The organism is Mucilaginibacter myungsuensis, from assembly GCF_015222005.1.
Taxonomy (GTDB): domain Bacteria; phylum Bacteroidota; class Bacteroidia; order Sphingobacteriales; family Sphingobacteriaceae; genus Mucilaginibacter; species Mucilaginibacter myungsuensis.
Window position 1 is genome coordinate 127288 of sequence record NZ_JADFFL010000004.1, and the last position, 17853, is coordinate 145140.

Sequence of the window (17853 nt, forward strand, 5' to 3'; positions counted from 1 at the left end):
CGTGGATTGTCCTATGAGATTGCCGCGCTACGCTCGCAATGACAAATAATTATAGAATTAGTCGTTATCTAACAAACGCTTCGTGATCGGCTGATAACTATCGATCCTTCTGTCCCTTAAGAACGGCCAGTGGCTGCGATAGTAATCCGACCTATCCAGATCCAGTTCTTTAACTATCACTTCTTCTTCATCAACAGTGGTCTGATGCAAAAGTTCGCCAAACGGGTCTGCAAAGAAAGATCCGCCCCAGAATTTCACGCCGGCTTCTTCACCTACACGGTTCACGCTTACCACGTGTACGCCGTTAGCTACGGCGTGACTACGCTGGATAGTTTGCCAGGCATTGTATTGCTTAGTGTTGGTGGCTTCGTCCTGCGTGGTAGCCCAACCAATAGCGGTCGGGTAGAACAATATCTCGGCACCCATCAAAGCGGTGATACGGGCAGCCTCAGGGTACCACTGATCCCAGCAGATCAGCACACCGATGGTAGCAAATTTGGTTTTGAAGGTTTTATAACCCAGATCACCCGGCGTGAAGTAGAACTTTTCGTAAAAACCCGGATCATCAGGGATGTGCATCTTACGGTATTTGCCCAGGTAAGCACCGTCGGCATCAAGCACGGCGGTGGTGTTGTGGTAAACACCTTGCGCACGTTTCTCAAACAAAGAGGCGATAACTACCACGCCCAACTCAGCCGCTACGGCTGATAGCGCGTCGGTAGATGGGCCGGGGATACTTTCGGCCAGTTTAAAATTGTCGTAATTTTCCTCGTCGCAAAAATATAACGAGGTGAACAGCTCCTGCAAACAAACGATCTGTGCGCCTTTAGCGGCCGCCTCGCGGATCTTTACAATAGCTTTATCTAAATTCTGCTGCTTATCAGCAACACAAGTAGTTTGAACGATACCAACTTTAACCTTACTCATAATTAGTTCGAAATTTTGCGCAAAGGTAGTTTTTTTAGTGATCAGTTAATTAGTTAACCGGAGATCAGTTGATCAGCCATGAGTAAAAAATCACAAGCAACATCCGCCTAACCTCTAATTAACTTATCGCTAATTCACTAAAAGAAACAAAACATTATCTTTGCGCCCGAATGTCAGAAATAGAAGAAGAATTAGAGTACCACGACCATAAAACGCCTAAGCAAAAGCTTTGGTCGGCCACTAAAACTATCTTAAAGATCGCGGTGACCGGCGTTCTGCTTTATTTTGTTTTCAGGAAGGTGCCTTTTGCCGACGTTAAGAACCGTTTGCTGCACGCTAATTACTGGTGGATGCTGGCTGCCTTGTTAAGTTTCTTCTGTTCGATGGTGGTATCGTCATGGCGCTTGCTTAGTTTCTTTAAGTCGATAGATCTTAAGCTCGATCCTAAATTTAACTTCCGTTTGTTCCTTTTGGGTCTGTTCTACAATTTCATTCTTCCCGGCGGTATCGGCGGCGATGGTTATAAGATATACCTGCTGCATAAAAATTATAAGCTACCGGGCAAAAAAGTATTCTGGGCTATCATGTTCGATAGGTTGAGCGGTTTATGGGCCATCGGGCTGATCACTGTGGCACTGATATTTATGATCCCGCAAATAGATATTCATATCGGTATCCCGCTAACTATTTTTGTTGCGGCATCGGCAGTTTACTATTTTGTGGCCTACAAGTTTTTTAAAGATTATACTCGCTTCTTTTTCCAAGCGCATTTAAAAGCTATCCTTGTACAAGGATTTCAGGTGATCGCCATTGTTTTTGTATTGCTGGGTCAAGATTTTGACGGCAAGTTCTCTCCTTACTTACTATCCTTTTTAATATCAGCCTTAGCTACCATTATCCCGATCAGCGTTGGTGGTGCAGGTATCCGCGAAACGGTGTTCACCTATCTTACCAAATGGTTCCCCATGGATGAGAGCATGGCGGTATTTTTACCGGGTACGTTCTATTTAATATCGTTATTGGTTGCCTTATTGGGTGTTTACTACGTGCTACGCCCAAGTAGGTTAGAAGAAGGCCTACCCAAACCAACCGAAGAGCATATCGAAGATTAAGCCTAAGGCCATCCCAAATTTTATTTCAATATTCATCCTTTAAACTTTCTCAAAAGTTGATATAAATTCAAATTTCAGAATCATATACTGATATTTGTTTATCACACAACCATTGCTTTAACTTGGCGTTATTCTGTTATAAACCGATAACGCCCATGAGCCGTTTTAATGACTTTAATAACCCGCAGGTGGCTGCGCTGCCCGCTCATTTAAAGCAATTTATTGTAGATCAACACTACGAGCACTATACCCCTATCGACCATGCGATATGGCGCTATGTGATGCGTCAAAATTACAGCTACCTAAAGGACGTTGCGTACTATCCCTACATCCCCGGGCTGGAAGCCGCCGGACTGACCATAGAAAAGATCCCAGACTTACAGGAAATGAACAATGCTTTAGCAAAGATCGGCTGGGGCGCGGTCACTGTCGACGGTTTTATCCCACCCGCCGCATTCATGGAGTATCAAGCCTACCGTGTATTGGTGATCGCTGCGGATATCCGTCAGTTAAAACATATCGAATACACGCCTGCTCCGGATATCATTCACGAGTCAGCCGGGCATGCGCCTATCATCGCAGATAAAGATTATCACGAATACTTGAGTTACTTTGGTTCGATAGGTGCCAAAGCGATGTTCTCGGCACAGGACTTTGAATTATACGAGGCCATCCGCGCCCTTTCGATATTAAAAGAAATGCCCTATGCCGATCCAGCAGAACTGAAAGCAGCCGAAGACCTGCTCATCCATCGACAGGAGAACATGGGTGAACCATCCGAAATGGCATTACTTAGTCGCCTGCATTGGTGGACGGTAGAGTATGGATTGATCGGCACCTTGGAAGACCCGAAAATATACGGCGCAGGTCTGCTGTCATCCATCGGCGAAAGCGCAAGCTGTATGAAACAGAAGGTAAAAAAGATTCCTTACACGATCGACGCATTGAACTATAGTTACGATATCACCACAACCCAACCGCAGTTATTTGTAACGCCGACATTCCAGAACCTGATCGATGTATTAGAGGAATTTGCCGATACGATGTCGTTCCGTCGTGGTGGGATTTATGGTCTGCAAAAAGCGATCGAAAGCAAGAATACTTGCACGATCGTCTACAGTTCAGGCTTACAGGTATCGGGTACCGTCGCGGAATTCAAGCAACATCAAGGCAAACCAACGTTCATCAAAACCGCCGGACCGACGGCTTTGGCATATAGCGATAAGCAATTGAAAGATCACGGTAAGGGTTATCATAAAGACGGCTTTAGTTCACCTGTAGGTAAATTTAAAGGTTGGGAAACAGCCTTGGAAGACATTAGCAAAGACGAGTTGACCCAGGCAGGTGTCGAGACCGGTAAGATGGCCCATTTGCAATTTGAAAGCGGCATCCAATTAACAGGCAAAGTAAAGTCGATCATCAGTAACGATGGTAAGATCCAACTGATCACCTTTACCGATTGTACTGTAAAAGATGCTATAGGCAATTTGTTATTCGACCCATCATGGGGAGTATATGACATGGCCGTGGGCGAGTTGATCACATCGGTATTTTGCGGAGCGGCAGATAAGGAGTCGTTTGAAGAGATCGGCCCAAGGTCGACAACTGCTACTTTCCATCCTGTTCACGATCCGGCTACGCTTCAATTGCATAAACTATATCAGCAGGTGCGCAATGTCCGGCAAACACATAAAGGTTACGAGTTTTTAGGCAACGTTTGGGAGCAGCTGCATAAAAACCATCAGGACGATTGGCTCTGTGCGATGGAGATATTAGAGATAATGGACCACGAAGATATCCAGCCTGAGTTGGCTGCAGAGATCAGATCTTTCTTGCAGCGTAAAGCCGACACAGAACCTGAGTTAAGCAAATTGATCAAAGATGGTTTTTATCTGATCAGCCACCCGGTGGAGCAGAAATTGGTAGTTTTATAGGATCTGTAATTTCCAAATTATTAAGTGCATGGGCGTTTTTGGATTTAACCAAACAATAACGAACTTCGCATCGACAACTATGAACATCATTATAACAGGAGCCAGCAGCGGCGTAGGGTTCGAAGCCGTTTTAGAGCTGTGCTTAACTAATAAGCATAACGTGATCGCATTAGCTCGATCGGAAGATAAGCTGACCAAATTAGCGGAGATAGCGTTAGGGTTGAACCCGGAAGCAACGCTTTATCCGCTGGTATTTGATATTATACACGATGATTACCACGGCTTGCAAGATTTTATTGCTGCACGCTTTGACGGCAAGGTAGATATTCTGATCAATAACGCGGGTGTACTCATCAACAAGCCATTTGCTGATACAGATGAAACCGACTTTGTAGAAATGCTGCAAAGCAATTATCTGGGTCATGTGCGTATGATACAGGCGATGCTGCCGGTAATGACCGAGGGGTCGCATATCCTCAATATTGGTAGCATGGGCGGCTTTCAGGGCAGTGTGAAGTTCGCTGGATTGGCAGCTTACTCGGCAAGTAAGGCGGCTCTACACACGCTGACGGAATGCTTAGCATTAGAACTTACGGATTGCAAGATCAAAGTGAATTGCCTGGCTTTGGGATCGGCCCAAACAGAGATGTTGGAAAAAGCCTTCCCGGGATATGAGTCGCCGGTGATGGCATTTGAGATGGGTAAATATATTGCTGATTTTGCGCTGACCGGGCACCGCTTTTTTAATGGCAAAGTGTTACCTGTTGCTGTAACTACACCATGATATTGCGAGTGAGGCTCTTGTTGACCGCATTTCTTTTTGTGCCGACAATCACCTCGGCGCAAAAGATGATGTATGCTAAATTCCGTAACGGAATATTTAAAACAACTTCATCGGTATCGGGTACTATCCTCATCACCCGTCACGGCAATTACCAATCCGAACTGAGCAACAAAGGCATCAAGATGGAATTTGAGGTAAAGTGGCTTAGTGATCATACCTACACGCTAAAACCAACGTCCGAAACCATTAAACGATACAAGATCCCAACAAAAGCATTACTGACAGTGACCATGGGCAAAGTATCGGGCAACAAGTTCTTTCAGATCACGTCATCGAACCTGAACGACCGTAGGGCGGGATCAGAAGTTATTAAAGTAGGGGAATAAGTTACGCCGACGCGCAATTTCTTAACACAAGCTTAAAACAAACGTAGATCCCGATCATTATCATTGTGTATATCGCTTAATTAAATTGGTAATACAATGGACTCGATACTGGAAATAACCGAGAATGAATACCTGATCAAATTGAACCGTAGCCAATTCAATTTATCTTTTGTGCGCGACCTGCTGAAGATGGCAGCGGTTTTTTCGCCCGGTGACGAGGAGGAACAACATAGCCCAAAAGAAAATGCCGACGAAGTTGAACAGGCCGACTATGACGACGATCTGGAAATACCCGATCGACACATCTCACCCGATCAAAACCACAACGCCGAGCCGGATTACTTTGATACCCTCGACGAAAAATAGGACAATAAAAAAGCGGGTAATATCTTGATCTTATCCGCTTTTTTATGCTCAGTGTCAGCTATTAAAAGTTCCTATAGCCGCGTACAACTTGTTTATCCATTTGCGCCATTTGGCCTTTCATCATTTTTATCTGATCAGCTAATAGTTTGTTCTTGTCGTCCTTAGCGGCCTCGGTCAGGTACATTTGGGCTTCGCGCTTGTTGCGTTTAGCCATGGAGATACCTGCAAGACTCAATTTAGCCAAAGCCGTGTTGTGCGACATACGCATGCCCAAAGACAAAGCTTTTTTAAAATATTTTTCAGACTTCATCGGGCTCTTGCGCGATTCGATCAAGCCGATCAGCAGGTTATAGTAACCCCATTGGTTCTTGTGCAGTTCCTTCTCGTAATCTTTGATCTTCAGCAACCACTCTTCCGACTTTTCCTGGTTCTCTTTGCGCAAAAAGTATTGCGCTATGATCATGTTCTCGTTAAAAAAGAAGCTTAATAAAAATATACCGCCAATAAATAGCACCGGTATCCCCCAACCCCACAGGCCGAAACCGGCCATGGTAACGGCAGCTCCCATGATCACACATGCTATAATTAAACGAACAAAATTTGACATAATTTGATATACTATATTACAGGCTGCAAATATCCGTTAATTTGCGATCCAAATCAACATCTTACTAATAAATATGTCAGTAGCGTTACCGCCGTCGTGGCTCGAAGTTTTAAAGGACGAATTTGATAAGCCCTACATGGCCAACCTGCGCAAATTTCTGCAGGACGAGAAGGTGGCCGGCAAGGTGGTCTATCCCCGTAATGCCGACATTTTCAACGCATTCAATAAAACACCGTTCGACAATGTCAAGGTAGTGATCCTTGGGCAAGACCCTTACCACGGTCCCGGACAGGCGCATGGGTTATCATTTTCGGTTCAAAAGGATATCGCTATCCCCAGATCGCTCATTAATATCTATAAAGAACTGGCTACCGATATCCTCGGCTTTATAAAACCCTCCCACGGTAATCTGGAAGAATGGGCCGAGCAAGGTGTGCTGCTATTGAATGCTACACTCACCGTCCGTGCTACCGAAGCCGGCTCGCATCAAAAGAAGGGCTGGGAGATATTTACCGACGAGGTGATCCGCACGCTATCACAAAAACGAGATGGCTTGGTATTCATCCTTTGGGGTGCCTATGCCCAATCGAAGATACCGCTGATCGATGCTAACAAACACCATATCATCAAGTCGGTGCATCCATCACCGCTATCTGTGGAGCGTGGCTTTTGGGGATCGAAGCCGTTCTCTAAAGCCAACGAGTATCTGATAAGGACAGGCAAGCAACCTATAAACTGGCAAATACATTAAGGCCGATCAACTTGGTAGAAAGTTTACAAAGGTTAACAATTTTAAAGTAGAATACAATCTAAAAAAATGATTATCAGTTATTTAAAATAAAAAAGAGCATTGTGATGTAAACTCTGCTTTCTAAACCTGGTTATGGGACATATAATCAGCTTGACGGATTGGACTCGTACACACTAAACAAGGATTATTTTATGTTTTACATAAAATAATCCTTGTTTAATTAAATTATGATGTGTTAATTTGGAGTATTGGCTTTAACACATGAAAACTAATAATCGTCTCCTCAACCTGATAAGCAGCATTACCAATATAGCTTGGTATCTGAACATAATTTACATATCATTTGGCTTGATCGCATTACTCGTATTGTTTGTTGTCGATGATCATGTTACGACAGCACTTGCGACTGTAAAATTTAGAGAAGGCCCACCGCTGGCAGCGAAAACTTTGAAACACATCGCGCCTCAGGCCAGTTCAGCTGTCATATTTCCGAAAGGGGCTGGAATAACGATCAGTTTAGCAACCTCTCCGACCATCGTAATTTTCTTTTTAACGGTCACAGCAATATTTGCAACGCTAACGACAGGCATCATCAAAAACTTACGCAAAATATTCGACGCGATCAAACACAACCAACCATTCCATATGAGCGTTGTAAAAAGCTTAAAGTCGATTGCTTTATTGCTGGCCTGCATAACTCCATTACACCTATTGTATATCTATTGTAGCTACATGATATATCAGGACACTATAGTTGATTTTGATAAACAGATGAAGATGGTTTGGTCTGATAATTTTATAGGGCCGATTTTAGGCGCAGTTATTTACATTATAGCCGATATCTTCAAATACGGTCTGGAACTAAAAAAAGAAACCGAGGAGTTTGTATAATGGCGATAATCGTAAACCTCAACGTAGAGATGGCCAAAAACAAAATGTCACTCAAGGAACTGGCCGAAAGGCTGGACATCAGCATGACCAATCTGTCGCTGCTAAAGACCGGCAAAGTAAAAGGTGTCCGCTTCGATACCATCAACGCCATTTGCAGAGAGCTGAACTGTAAGCCGGGGGATATTTTGGATTACAGGCCGGATGAGTAAATGTGCAAATATGAAAATATGCAGATCAGAAGATTTTTGCAGATGAAGAAATATGATCAGATCATTTGCACGTCTGCACATTCGCACATCAATACTCCAACGGCACTATCGGCTCCTTCTTACTGGTCGACATGATCATCATGGTCTGGAAAGTTTTTACCACCGGGATACGGCTGATCTTTTCCATGATCAGTTGCTCGTAGGCTTTGATGTTGCTTACGTATACCTTTAATAGAAAATCGCACTGACCGGTCACGTGGTGGCACTCGGTCACTTCTTTGATGTTCTTTATCTCGTCCAAAAATATCTGGATGGTATTTTTTTGATGGAAGTCCAGCGATATCTGGATAAAGGTTTTGATACCTAAGCCCAATTTTTCCTCGTCGACAAGGGCGTGGTAGCTCTTGATGTATTCGGCATTTTCCAGCTTGCGCACACGCTCTAAAGTAGGTGCAGGCGAAAGGCCTATCTCGTTCGACAACTGAAGGTTGGTTATCCGTCCGTTCTCTTGTAAAATTTTAAGTATTTGCAGGTCGGTTTTATCTAATTCGGCGGCCATAAAGGAGATATAATTGAGTGAAACAAAATTATATTTTTTATACCCACCCTCAAACAAAAAATAATTTTTATTTACGATAATTTTTAGATAAGTCTAAACTTATGGTTAGATTTGTCTTAATGCATACTTTTACCGAGGAGAACTATCTTAAAACCATATACCACTGTACCTTAGCATCGGGTAGTGCCACTACTAATCAGATAGCGGCCGCTACCAATACCCGTGCAGCTTCGGTTACGGATATGTTGAAGAAATTATCCGAAAAAAAGCTGATCAATTATGCCAAATATCAGGGTGTGACCTTGACCGCTGAGGGTGAAAAAATAGCCATTGGTGTGATCCGCAAGCACCGCCTTTGGGAGTATTTTTTGGTAGAGAAGTTAGATTTTAAGTGGGACGAGGTGCACGAGGTGGCCGAAGAATTGGGACACATCTCCTCGATAGAACTGATAGACCGGCTGGACAAATTTATGGGCTACCCCAAATATGATCCCCATGGCGACCCGATCCCGGATTCCAACGGAAGATTTAAACGGCAAGAACTAAAACCGGTATCGGGATTGGCTGTTAATGACACCGGCGTTGTATTAGGCGTAGGTGACCACAGCACGGCTTTTTTGCAATATTTAGAAAAAGCATCGCTCACGCTCGGCACTAAGCTAACCGTGATAGAGATCATCGACTATGACCACTCTGTAGTATTGCAGATAGCCGATAAAAAATTGAACATCAGCCGCGAGGTGGCTAAAAACCTCTTAGTAGCCTTATGACAAAAAAAGTAAGCGGCGAATCATTAGGCGGGGCACATGGCTCTGTCGATACCAATAAACAGACCGGCTGGAAGCGTTTTTTGGCCTTTATTGGTCCGGCGTATCTGGTGAGTGTGGGTTATATGGATCCGGGTAACTGGGCTACGGATATTGCCGGTGGTAGTGCCTTTGGTTATAAGCTGATCTGGGTACTTCTGGCATCAAACCTCATAGCGCTGGTGCTACAATCGCTATCGGCCCGTTTGGGCATCGTGCGCGGTTTAGACTTGGCTCAGGCATCTAAACATAGCTATCCGCCATTTGTCAACTTTTGGCTTTATATCCTTGCCCAGCTTGCTATTATCGCCTGCGATCTGGCCGAAATCATTGGTATGGCCATCGGCTTAAAACTCTTGTTCAACCTGCCGCTCATCTGGGGTGTATCGCTCACCATTACCGATACCGTGCTGATGCTTTGGCTGATGAACAAGGGCATGCGTAAGCTGGAAGCCTTTATTGTAGCCATGATCTTTATTATCGGGCTGTCCTTTCTGGTAGAGATGTTCATCGTTAAGCCTGATGTGATCGAACTGGCTAAGGGCTTCATTCCCAACAACCTCTTCGGTGGCGACAAGGTGCATCAGCAAATGCTGTACATCGCCATTGGTATTATTGGGGCTACAGTGATGCCGCATAACCTGTACCTGCATTCGTCATTAGTTCAGACCCGCCGTATCGAGCGTACCGACGAGGGTATCGCTTCCTCTATCAAATTCAATTTCTTTGATACCGTCATTGCCCTTAATCTGGCATTTTTCGTCAACGCCGCTATTTTGATATTGGCAGCCAGCGCTTTCTTCCGCAATGGCTTTTACGAAGTGGCCGAGATACAGGACGCTTATAAACTATTAGAGAATATCTTCGGTTCGGTAGCCCCTACCCTGTTCGCGGTCGCGCTGATCGCATCCGGACAAAGCTCTACCATTACGGGCACGTTGGCCGGGCAGATCATTATGGAAGGGCACATCAACCTCCGTATCGAGCCTTGGTTGCGCCGTTTGCTTACACGGGCTTTGGCTATCATACCTGCCGTATTTACCATTCTATATTACGGCGAAGAAGGTCTGGGCGACCTGATCATCCTCAGTCAGGTGGTATTGAGCTTACAGTTAGGTTTTGCGGTTATCCCGCTGATCCACTTTACATCAGACAAAAAGCGGATGGGCAAATTTGCCATCGGTATCAAAACCAAAATATTTGCCTGGGCGAGTTCGATGCTTATCGTGGCGCTGAATGCCAAATTGGTGGTAGATCAGGTTCATGAATGGATACAGGAGACCGGCGGCAGTGTATGGATGTATGCATTGGTGTTACCTATTGTGATAGGCATTGCGTTGTTACTGATCTATGTATTTATCCGCCCGTTGATATTCAAATATAAGGAGACACCGATCTACGTTCCGCACGGTTTGGCCGAGGCCTTGGACGATATCCAGCCGATCACCTATCACCACATCGGTATCACCATCGATTTCTCTAATAACGATCGCGATTCTATCCGCCACGCGCTGATGCAGGGCGGCAAAAAGGCGCATTACACGTTGATACACGTAGTAGAGACCGCCGGCGCGCGTTACCATGGCACCGAGGTAATGGACCACGAGACCCAAAGCGACGTGGATAACCTGGATAAATACATCCACGAGATACGAAAGATGGGCTATCGGGTAGAACCGCGTATCGGCTACGGATTCCCGGCTAACGCAATCGTAGGTCTGGTCGAGAAAGAAAAGATCGACTTTTTGGTAATGGGATCCCATGGCCACAAGGTTTTAAAGGATCTGATCTATGGATCTACCGTTGATAAGGTTAGGCACAATGTTAAAGTGCCGGTGCTGATCGTTAAAGGGCACAAGTAAAACATTCCTTGTAGAGACACGAGGTATAGCGTCTCTACATCTCCTTATTATTTTTTTTGCATATTTGCATCCCGCCAAACGGAGAACAGATGAGCAAGGATAATATCTATATCAAAAACAAGCAAGCTTACTTCGAGTACTTCATATCTGATAAATATGTTGCGGGGATAAAACTGCTCGGCACTGAGATAAAGGCTATCCGCGAGGGCAAAGCTAATCTTAACGATGCTTTCTGTACTTTTATTAGCGGGCAGCTGTATGTGCGCAATATGCATATTGCCGAATACAGCTACGGTTCTTTTTATAATCACGAGCAAAAACGCGATCGTGTGTTGCTGCTTAATAAAAAGGAATTAAAAAAACTGGAGACCAAAGGCACCGAGAAAGGCTTTACCATCGTCCCGCTGGCACTTTTCATTAGCGAGCGTGGTTTTGCCAAATTAGAGATCGGCCTTGGCCAGGGTAAAAAACTATACGATAAGCGCGACACCATGAAAGAGCGCGATTCTAAAATGGAACTTGACCGCGCGATGAAAATGTAGCATCGACGCTCATCTTTCATCAATAACAACCCACCCAAAACCTTTAAGCAATAAAACCTGAACTTCATTCATTATAAATTCAAAAATAAAATTCGACGGGTTATATTATTTACTATAAATTAAGCACCGAAATTATAACCGGCACTAAGTTACCCCAATTCATTATTAACTATTTATGCATCGCGTGGCAAGTATGATATATAATGGCAAATACATTTTGCCGATAATTATACTTTTAGCATTCATACATTCTTGTTCTAAACCACGGTCTTCGGTATCGCCAGGCATCAGCGCGGAACTTAACGCCGCCGAAGCCGACTTTTACGCGGGCAGGCACAAAAAGGCATTAAGATCGCTGGCTAACTTGCGCCCTCAACTGAGTGACAAGAAAGGCGCCCTGGTCCGCTATTATTATTTGATGGCACAACACCACGCCCGCACAGCCGATGTAATGGGCTTGTATGTTGATAGCGCATTGGCACTATTCCCCGACCAGCAAGCCATTGACGAATGCCCCGAGGGCTACTACTGCGCTACACTTGCCGGCGGCGACCACCGGTTAAAAACAGGCCAATATGCCACCGCTTTAGACCTTTTTGACAAAGCAAAAAAGACATTGCCCCTGACCCATATGTGCGATGATGGCACGTTGGACAGCAAACTTGGTATGATCTATTTTAACCAAAAAAACTACCGCCACGCCGCAAGCTACTGGCGGTCGTGTTACCGTAAGCAAGGTCTTTGCGACCAAAATGTGAGTGCACAAACAGATTTTTTTGTAAAGCAAGGCACGCTCAATAACATAGGTGTATCATACGAACAAGCCGGGATGATGGATAGCGCGTTACATTACTATCGCTTAGATCACGCCCTGATCAATGCCGCGGTGGGTAATGACCAGATCAGCAAAGTATCTGTAAACGGGGCTTACGAGGTATTGTATGATAACCTTGGCAGCGTACACCTTACACAAAGTAAATTTGATTCGGCCCGGTATTATCTAAATAAATGCCTGAGCATCCCCGACCCTGAAACGGATGGCATGCGGATCCCACCATTGTTAAAACTGGCCGAGTTAGACATCCTTACCGGGCGGTTTGATACCGCTTACCAGTCTTTCCGTCATAGTAAAAAGCTATTGAACAAGTACGCTGACCTGAATCAAAATTCGGCTGCCGAATGGAAAAGGCTTTATGCCTATTACCTATCAATGACCAGGCAACCGGATAGTGTTTATCATTTTCTGGATCAGTACATACGCGAGCAGGATACACTGGACAAAAACTCCACCAACCTTTTCCGCCTCAATATCCAGCGCGAGCTTTATGGCATCCAGCAACAACAGTCGCTTAACGAGCTTTCTCAGCGTAATAAATTAAAAAAACTTTATCTTATAGGTATCGGTATAATCGCGTTGTTGTCGCTGATCATAGGCTACCTTGTTTACCGCAGCCTTAAAAAGACCCGCAAAAGTCATCAGGCATCCACCTTACATAATCAGCAATTACAACAAACGCTGAGCGAACTGGAACGCGTGAATCAGAATCATGTCCGTATTATGCGGGTAATGGCGCACGATCTTCGTAATCCCTTATCGGGCATGATCGGTCTGTCTAACGTGTTGCAATTACAGGATGATCTTTCAGCGGATAGTCAGCACATGGTGCAACTGATCGAAACCACCGGCAATAACGCCATGAATATGATCAACGAATTGCTGAAAAGCGGACTGGCCGACGAAAAAGAAGAGTTGGAAATGGTAAAGCAGCCGATAGATATTAATGCGCTATTGCAAAACTCTATCGAACTACTCCAATTTAAGGCCGACGAAAAAAAGCAACGTATCTTGTTCGAACCATCTGCAATGCCTGCGGTGGTCTTGGCCAATCAGGAAAAGATCTGGCGGGCATTTAACAACCTTATCGGTAATGCTGTAAAGTTCAGCCATATTGGTGGTGAGATAAAGGTTGGGGTTAAAACTACCGGTGATACCGTGCTTATATCGATAGCTGACCAAGGCGTTGGGATCCCAGAAGAAGACAGGGAAAGTATCTTTGAGATGTTTACCCCGGCTAAAAAGGTAGGTACAGATGGTGAGCATCCGTTCGGTTTGGGTCTGTCTATTTCTAAACGCATTATTGGCATGCACCAGGGTCGTATCTGGCTGGATAGCGAAGTGAACGTAGGGACCACTTTTTATGTGGAGCTGCCCACAACTTAATATCCGCGATCTAAAACATTTACACAACTTATTGCGTTAATGATGCTGAACTTTTAACTGTTAAACAGGGTATCTTTGTAGCAGATCCCTAATTCAAATATGCCTAAATTCCCCTTGCCGGATAACGAAGCAGACAGGTTAGCTGCCCTGCGATCGTACAACATACTGGATACAGCCGAAGAGGATGACTTTGACGAGCTGACCACGCTGGCTTCGGCAATATGCCAAACGCCTATAGCGCTGATCAGTTTGGTTGACGATAGCAGGCAATGGTTCAAATCTCACAAAGGGCTGGATGCCCGCGAAACCCCAAAAAATGTCTCGTTCTGTGCCCATGCCATTGCATCGCCCAATGAGGTGATGATGGTGAACGACGCCAGCCAAGACCCTCGATTTACAGAGAATAGTTTGGTTACCGGCGAACCGCATGTGATATTTTACGCAGGGGTACCTTTGGTTACCGAAGACGGCTTTGCTTTAGGTTCGCTTTGCGTGATAGACCATACCCCGAAAGAACTTACCGCCGAACAGATCAACGCGCTTAAGATCTTGGCCAAACAGGTGATCAACAAGCTCGATCTTCGCCGTAAGGCCGAGACCTTGAAGAAGGCCCATCAGCAATTACGTAGTTCTAACGCCTTTATAGAGAAGTTTGCCAGCATGGCGGCGCACGATATCAAGAACCCGCTAAGCAGTATGCTGCTATCATCGCAAGCGCTGCGGATGCGCTTGGCAAAGATGCAAGATGCCGGTTGCATGAAATTGATCGACCTGAACATCACATCCATCAATCGCTTAATGAGCATGCTGGACGAGATGCTGGCCTATTCTAAATCGCCCGATACTTTATTGAAACGCAAACAGCGCATTTATCTGAATGATATCCTGAAACAGGTTATCGGGTTGATCAAGGTGCCTGCCAATTTTAAGATATCGCTGCCCGAAGATGGTTACCAGGTAAACGTATCCCCTATCGCGACCGAGCAGATCTTTATCAACTTGCTTACCAACGCTATCCGATATAACGATAAAGAGGAAGGCCTTATCGATATCCGCTTTAGCTACGATGATGATAACTATCTTTTTGAGGTAGAAGACAACGGTATCGGCATCGACGAAAAACATTTTGACGATATCTTCACCAATAACTTCACGCTTAATAAGGCCGACCGCTTTGATAACTCAGGCACGGGTATTGGCTTATCTACCGTTAAAGAGATCATCAATACCTTGGGTGGCAGTATATCATTAACATCTGCAATTGGCAAGGGTACCACTTTCTACGTGTCGATACCTAAATAGCTCAGGGCTTTCTCTTTCCGGTGACCAATAAGATAATCCCGGCAATTACAAATACTCCTCCCGCATAAGGCGGCCAGTTCACAGTATGTTGCTTATCTGCCGATATCTCTATCGGGCCGGCGTCTACCACTTTCTCTTTCTTGGTGTAAGTAAATCCGGTGTAAATGAACATCAGCAACCCTATGATCAATAATATTATCCCTATTGGCTTATTCATGTCTGTTTAAATTAGTAAATTGATAATAGCTTAACACTTGTAAATGTTTGGTTTGCATAACAATAAGTATTTTTATCGTAGGCTATTTTTACTAAATTGCCCATACCAATTTTACATCTATTAACATGTCAACTGCAAAACGTAAACTGCTTTCGGTATTGATGGTTGCGTTACTGTGTAGCAACCTTAGCTGGTCGGCTAATCTGGATAAAGGCCCCGGCACGCTCGATCCTATCCTGCAAAAAGACTACATACAGAACATTATGCACAAAGTTGCCGATTGGCAGCTGGATTCCTGGACCAAGACCGGTTTCCGCCATGCCAAGGTAGATTGGACCAACGCCGCCTGCTATACCGGGCTATACGCCTTGGGTAGCATGCCCAATAACGAGAAATACCTTACCTTCCTTGTCGATATTGGCAACAGCTTGAACTGGAATACCGGCCGCGACCGTTTTATGGCTGATGATTATTGCATCGGGCAAACCTACTCGTTGCTGTACACCAAGTATCAGGACAAAAAGATGATCGCTCCTTTCCGCTTACTGGCCGATAGCATTGTGGCCAAACCGCACGACGAATCGTTGGAGTGGAAGAACAAGATACAATCGCGCGAATGGGCCTGGTGCGATGCTTTATTTATGGGGCCGACCGCTTTAAGCTACCTCAGCACTGCCACCGGCGACCCGAAATATCTGGAGACCGCCGTTAAACTTTGGTGGAAGACCACCGAATACCTGTACGACCCGGTAGAGCGCCTTTACTCGCGCGATGGCAGTTACCTTAACAAGACCGAAAAGAATGGCAAAAAGGTATTTTGGTCCAGAGGAAACGGTTGGGTGATGGGCGGATTGGTGCGCGTGCTGGACAATATGCCGCTTGACCATCCCGAGCGTAAGAAATTTGAGACCCAGTATAAAGAGATGATGGCTAAAATAGTATCTATCCAACAACCCGACGGTAGCTGGCATGCGTCATTACTGGACCCCGAAAGCTACCCTATAAAAGAAACCAGCGGGACAGGCTTTTACACTTACGCCATCCTGTGGGGATTGAATAATAACCTGATCGACGCTAAGACCTATTGGCCGGTCGCTAAAAAAGCCTGGGCGGCGTTAACCACTGCCGTACATCCTGACGGCATGTTGGGCTATGTACAGCGCATTGGTGGCGCGCCCGACAGCGTTACCGAGACAAGCACCGAAGTTTATGGCGTTGGATCGTTTTTATTAGCCGGCACACAACTTTATGATTATATGGCTACCCATCCTAAAGCAAAGTGATAGGAATGTCGTAATGTGATGTAAATATTTACACTTGTTAAAAGATGTTAAAACGCAAGGCGCTATGCTAAATTGAAGCGCTGTTCGTGCTATATTGGTCGTCAAATAAATAATTGACCATATTTACATTATTCATTATCTTTGCAAAATGTTTAAAAGACAAAGTGTCGTTTTTTTTAGTGTACTGATAGCTGTTTTTGCGATCGTGGCAAGCTGCAAAAGCAAGTTCGAGAAGATAAAAGGAAGTAACGATTACACTAAAAAGTACCAAGAGGCAGTTAGGCTATATAACAGAAAAGAATATTCTAAAGCTTTAGAATTATTTGATGATGTTGCCCAACGCTACCGTGGCCGCGAGGATGCTGTTGACCTTTTTTACTATTACGCTTACACCAACTATCGCTTGCGCGATTACACGTCGGCCAGGTACCAGTTCAAAAACTTTGCTGATACTTACCAAAACAGCCCGCGTGCCGAAGAGTGCCGCTTTATGGCCGCTTATTGCTATTACCTTGATTCGCCGAACTACACTTTGGATCAGGATAACACAAGCCGAGCTATCGACGCTTTGCAATTGTTCATTAACTTGTACCCTAAAAGCGACCGTGTTGCCGAGGCCAGCAAACTGATAGCCGACCTGCGTAACAAGCTGGAAGAAAAAGCTTTTGCTAACGCTAACCTGCACTTGACCATTTTGGATTATCAAGCTGCAGTGATCACCTTTAATAATGCCTTGCGCGATTATCCGGATACCAAGTATGCCGAGGAGATGGAATATTTGATCATCAAATCGCAATACCTGTACGCAAAGAACAGCAGCGAGTTTAAGCAAGAAGAGCGTTACAATGCCGCGATCACCTTTGCCGATCAGTTCACTGAAAAATATCCGGCAAGCAAATACCTTAAAGACGCTGCTAACTATAAAAAAGATAGCGAACGCGGTATACAGCAAAACAAGTTAGCGCTGATAGAGATCAATGCCGATATGGCCAAAGCACGTAAAGCTGCTCAAAAAGACAGTTTACAACGCACAGCGCTACCATCGATCAAACAAAGCAGCCAAAAAATACCTGCCAACTAATAATTTTTGATAA

The 17853-nt window shown here is 44.8% G+C and carries 19 protein-coding genes; 15 read left to right on the forward strand and 4 right to left on the reverse strand.

What is annotated here, in order from left to right; all coding sequences use genetic code 11:
• Window positions 1-57: 57 nt before the first annotated feature.
• Window positions 58-927, reverse strand: coding sequence for a carbon-nitrogen hydrolase (locus IRJ16_RS11815; protein WP_194111786.1), 870 nt, complete (start codon window positions 925-927; stop codon window positions 58-60).
• A 170-nt stretch (window positions 928-1097) separates the two neighbouring features.
• Between IRJ16_RS11815 and IRJ16_RS11820 the strand changes: the two genes are divergently transcribed.
• From IRJ16_RS11820 to IRJ16_RS11840, 5 genes are all read left to right on the forward strand, one after another.
• Window positions 1098-2039 carry a lysylphosphatidylglycerol synthase transmembrane domain-containing protein gene (locus IRJ16_RS11820; protein WP_194111787.1) on the forward strand — a complete coding sequence of 314 codons (942 nt, stop codon included), beginning with the start codon at window positions 1098-1100 and terminating at the stop codon, window positions 2037-2039.
• Between the two features lie 155 nt (window positions 2040-2194).
• Entirely contained in the window at window positions 2195-3973 is a 1779-nt protein-coding gene (locus IRJ16_RS11825; RefSeq protein WP_194111788.1) for an aromatic amino acid hydroxylase, read from the forward strand.
• 79 nt (window positions 3974-4052) lie between these two features.
• Window positions 4053-4757, forward strand: a complete 705-nt coding sequence (locus IRJ16_RS11830) for an SDR family NAD(P)-dependent oxidoreductase (RefSeq protein WP_194111789.1) — start codon at window positions 4053-4055, stop codon at window positions 4755-4757.
• Between the two features lie 38 nt (window positions 4758-4795).
• On the forward strand, window positions 4796-5143 hold the full coding sequence (locus tag IRJ16_RS11835; protein WP_194111790.1) for a hypothetical protein: 348 nt from the start codon (window positions 4796-4798) through the stop codon (window positions 5141-5143).
• 96 nt (window positions 5144-5239) lie between these two features.
• Window positions 5240-5509, forward strand: a complete 270-nt coding sequence (locus IRJ16_RS11840; protein WP_194111791.1) for a hypothetical protein — start codon at window positions 5240-5242, stop codon at window positions 5507-5509.
• A 61-nt stretch (window positions 5510-5570) separates the two neighbouring features.
• Here IRJ16_RS11840 and IRJ16_RS11845 read toward each other — a convergent pair whose 3' ends face one another.
• Entirely contained in the window at window positions 5571-6116 is a 546-nt protein-coding gene (locus IRJ16_RS11845; protein WP_194111792.1) for a DUF2892 domain-containing protein, read from the reverse strand.
• Between the two features lie 73 nt (window positions 6117-6189).
• Between IRJ16_RS11845 and ung the strand changes: the two genes are divergently transcribed.
• The 3 genes from ung to IRJ16_RS11860 all read left to right on the forward strand — a co-directional run bounded on the left by ung (window position 6190) and on the right by IRJ16_RS11860 (window position 7967).
• Window positions 6190-6867 carry a uracil-DNA glycosylase gene (ung, locus tag IRJ16_RS11850; RefSeq protein WP_194111793.1) on the forward strand — a complete coding sequence of 226 codons (678 nt, stop codon included), beginning with the start codon at window positions 6190-6192 and terminating at the stop codon, window positions 6865-6867.
• A gap of 261 nt (window positions 6868-7128) precedes the next feature.
• Window positions 7129-7758, forward strand: a complete 630-nt coding sequence (locus IRJ16_RS11855; RefSeq protein ID WP_194111794.1) for a DUF2975 domain-containing protein — start codon at window positions 7129-7131, stop codon at window positions 7756-7758.
• Window positions 7758-7967: a helix-turn-helix domain-containing protein gene (locus IRJ16_RS11860; protein ID WP_194111795.1), complete on the forward strand. Its 210-nt coding sequence runs from the start codon at window positions 7758-7760 to the stop codon at window positions 7965-7967. The genes IRJ16_RS11855 and IRJ16_RS11860 overlap by 1 nt, the downstream gene beginning before the upstream one ends.
• A gap of 88 nt (window positions 7968-8055) precedes the next feature.
• On the opposite strand, the gene IRJ16_RS11865 is transcribed toward IRJ16_RS11860, so the two are convergent.
• Entirely contained in the window at window positions 8056-8526 is a 471-nt protein-coding gene (locus IRJ16_RS11865) for an Lrp/AsnC family transcriptional regulator (protein ID WP_194111796.1), read from the reverse strand.
• A gap of 119 nt (window positions 8527-8645) precedes the next feature.
• Between IRJ16_RS11865 and IRJ16_RS11870 the strand changes: the two genes are divergently transcribed.
• From IRJ16_RS11870 to IRJ16_RS11890, 5 genes are all read left to right on the forward strand, one after another.
• The gene (locus IRJ16_RS11870; RefSeq protein ID WP_194111797.1) at window positions 8646-9296 is read left to right on the forward strand and encodes a metal-dependent transcriptional regulator; all 651 of its coding nucleotides are present in this window, start codon (window positions 8646-8648) and stop codon (window positions 9294-9296) included.
• Window positions 9293-11194, forward strand: a complete 1902-nt coding sequence (locus IRJ16_RS11875; protein WP_194111798.1) for an Nramp family divalent metal transporter — start codon at window positions 9293-9295, stop codon at window positions 11192-11194. The genes IRJ16_RS11870 and IRJ16_RS11875 overlap by 4 nt, the downstream gene beginning before the upstream one ends.
• Before the next feature lie 89 nt (window positions 11195-11283).
• Entirely contained in the window at window positions 11284-11736 is a 453-nt protein-coding gene (gene smpB, locus IRJ16_RS11880) for an SsrA-binding protein SmpB (protein WP_194111799.1), read from the forward strand.
• Window positions 11737-11929: 193 nt separating this feature from the next.
• Window positions 11930-13957: a tetratricopeptide repeat-containing sensor histidine kinase gene (locus IRJ16_RS11885; protein ID WP_228080112.1), complete on the forward strand. Its 2028-nt coding sequence runs from the start codon at window positions 11930-11932 to the stop codon at window positions 13955-13957.
• Between the two features lie 99 nt (window positions 13958-14056).
• Window positions 14057-15259 carry a sensor histidine kinase gene (locus IRJ16_RS11890; protein WP_194111801.1) on the forward strand — a complete coding sequence of 401 codons (1203 nt, stop codon included), beginning with the start codon at window positions 14057-14059 and terminating at the stop codon, window positions 15257-15259.
• 1 nt (window position 15260) lies between these two features.
• On the opposite strand, the gene IRJ16_RS11895 is transcribed toward IRJ16_RS11890, so the two are convergent.
• The gene (locus IRJ16_RS11895; RefSeq protein WP_194111802.1) at window positions 15261-15476 is read right to left on the reverse strand and encodes a hypothetical protein; all 216 of its coding nucleotides are present in this window, start codon (window positions 15474-15476) and stop codon (window positions 15261-15263) included.
• Window positions 15477-15601: 125 nt separating this feature from the next.
• On the opposite strand from IRJ16_RS11895, the gene IRJ16_RS11900 reads away from it, so the two are divergent.
• Both IRJ16_RS11900 and IRJ16_RS11905 read left to right on the forward strand, forming a co-directional pair.
• On the forward strand, window positions 15602-16759 hold the full coding sequence (locus IRJ16_RS11900) for a glycoside hydrolase family 88/105 protein (RefSeq protein ID WP_228080078.1): 1158 nt from the start codon (window positions 15602-15604) through the stop codon (window positions 16757-16759).
• 148 nt (window positions 16760-16907) lie between these two features.
• Window positions 16908-17840: an outer membrane protein assembly factor BamD gene (locus IRJ16_RS11905; RefSeq protein ID WP_194111803.1), complete on the forward strand. Its 933-nt coding sequence runs from the start codon at window positions 16908-16910 to the stop codon at window positions 17838-17840.
• Window positions 17841-17853: the final 13 nt, after the last annotated feature.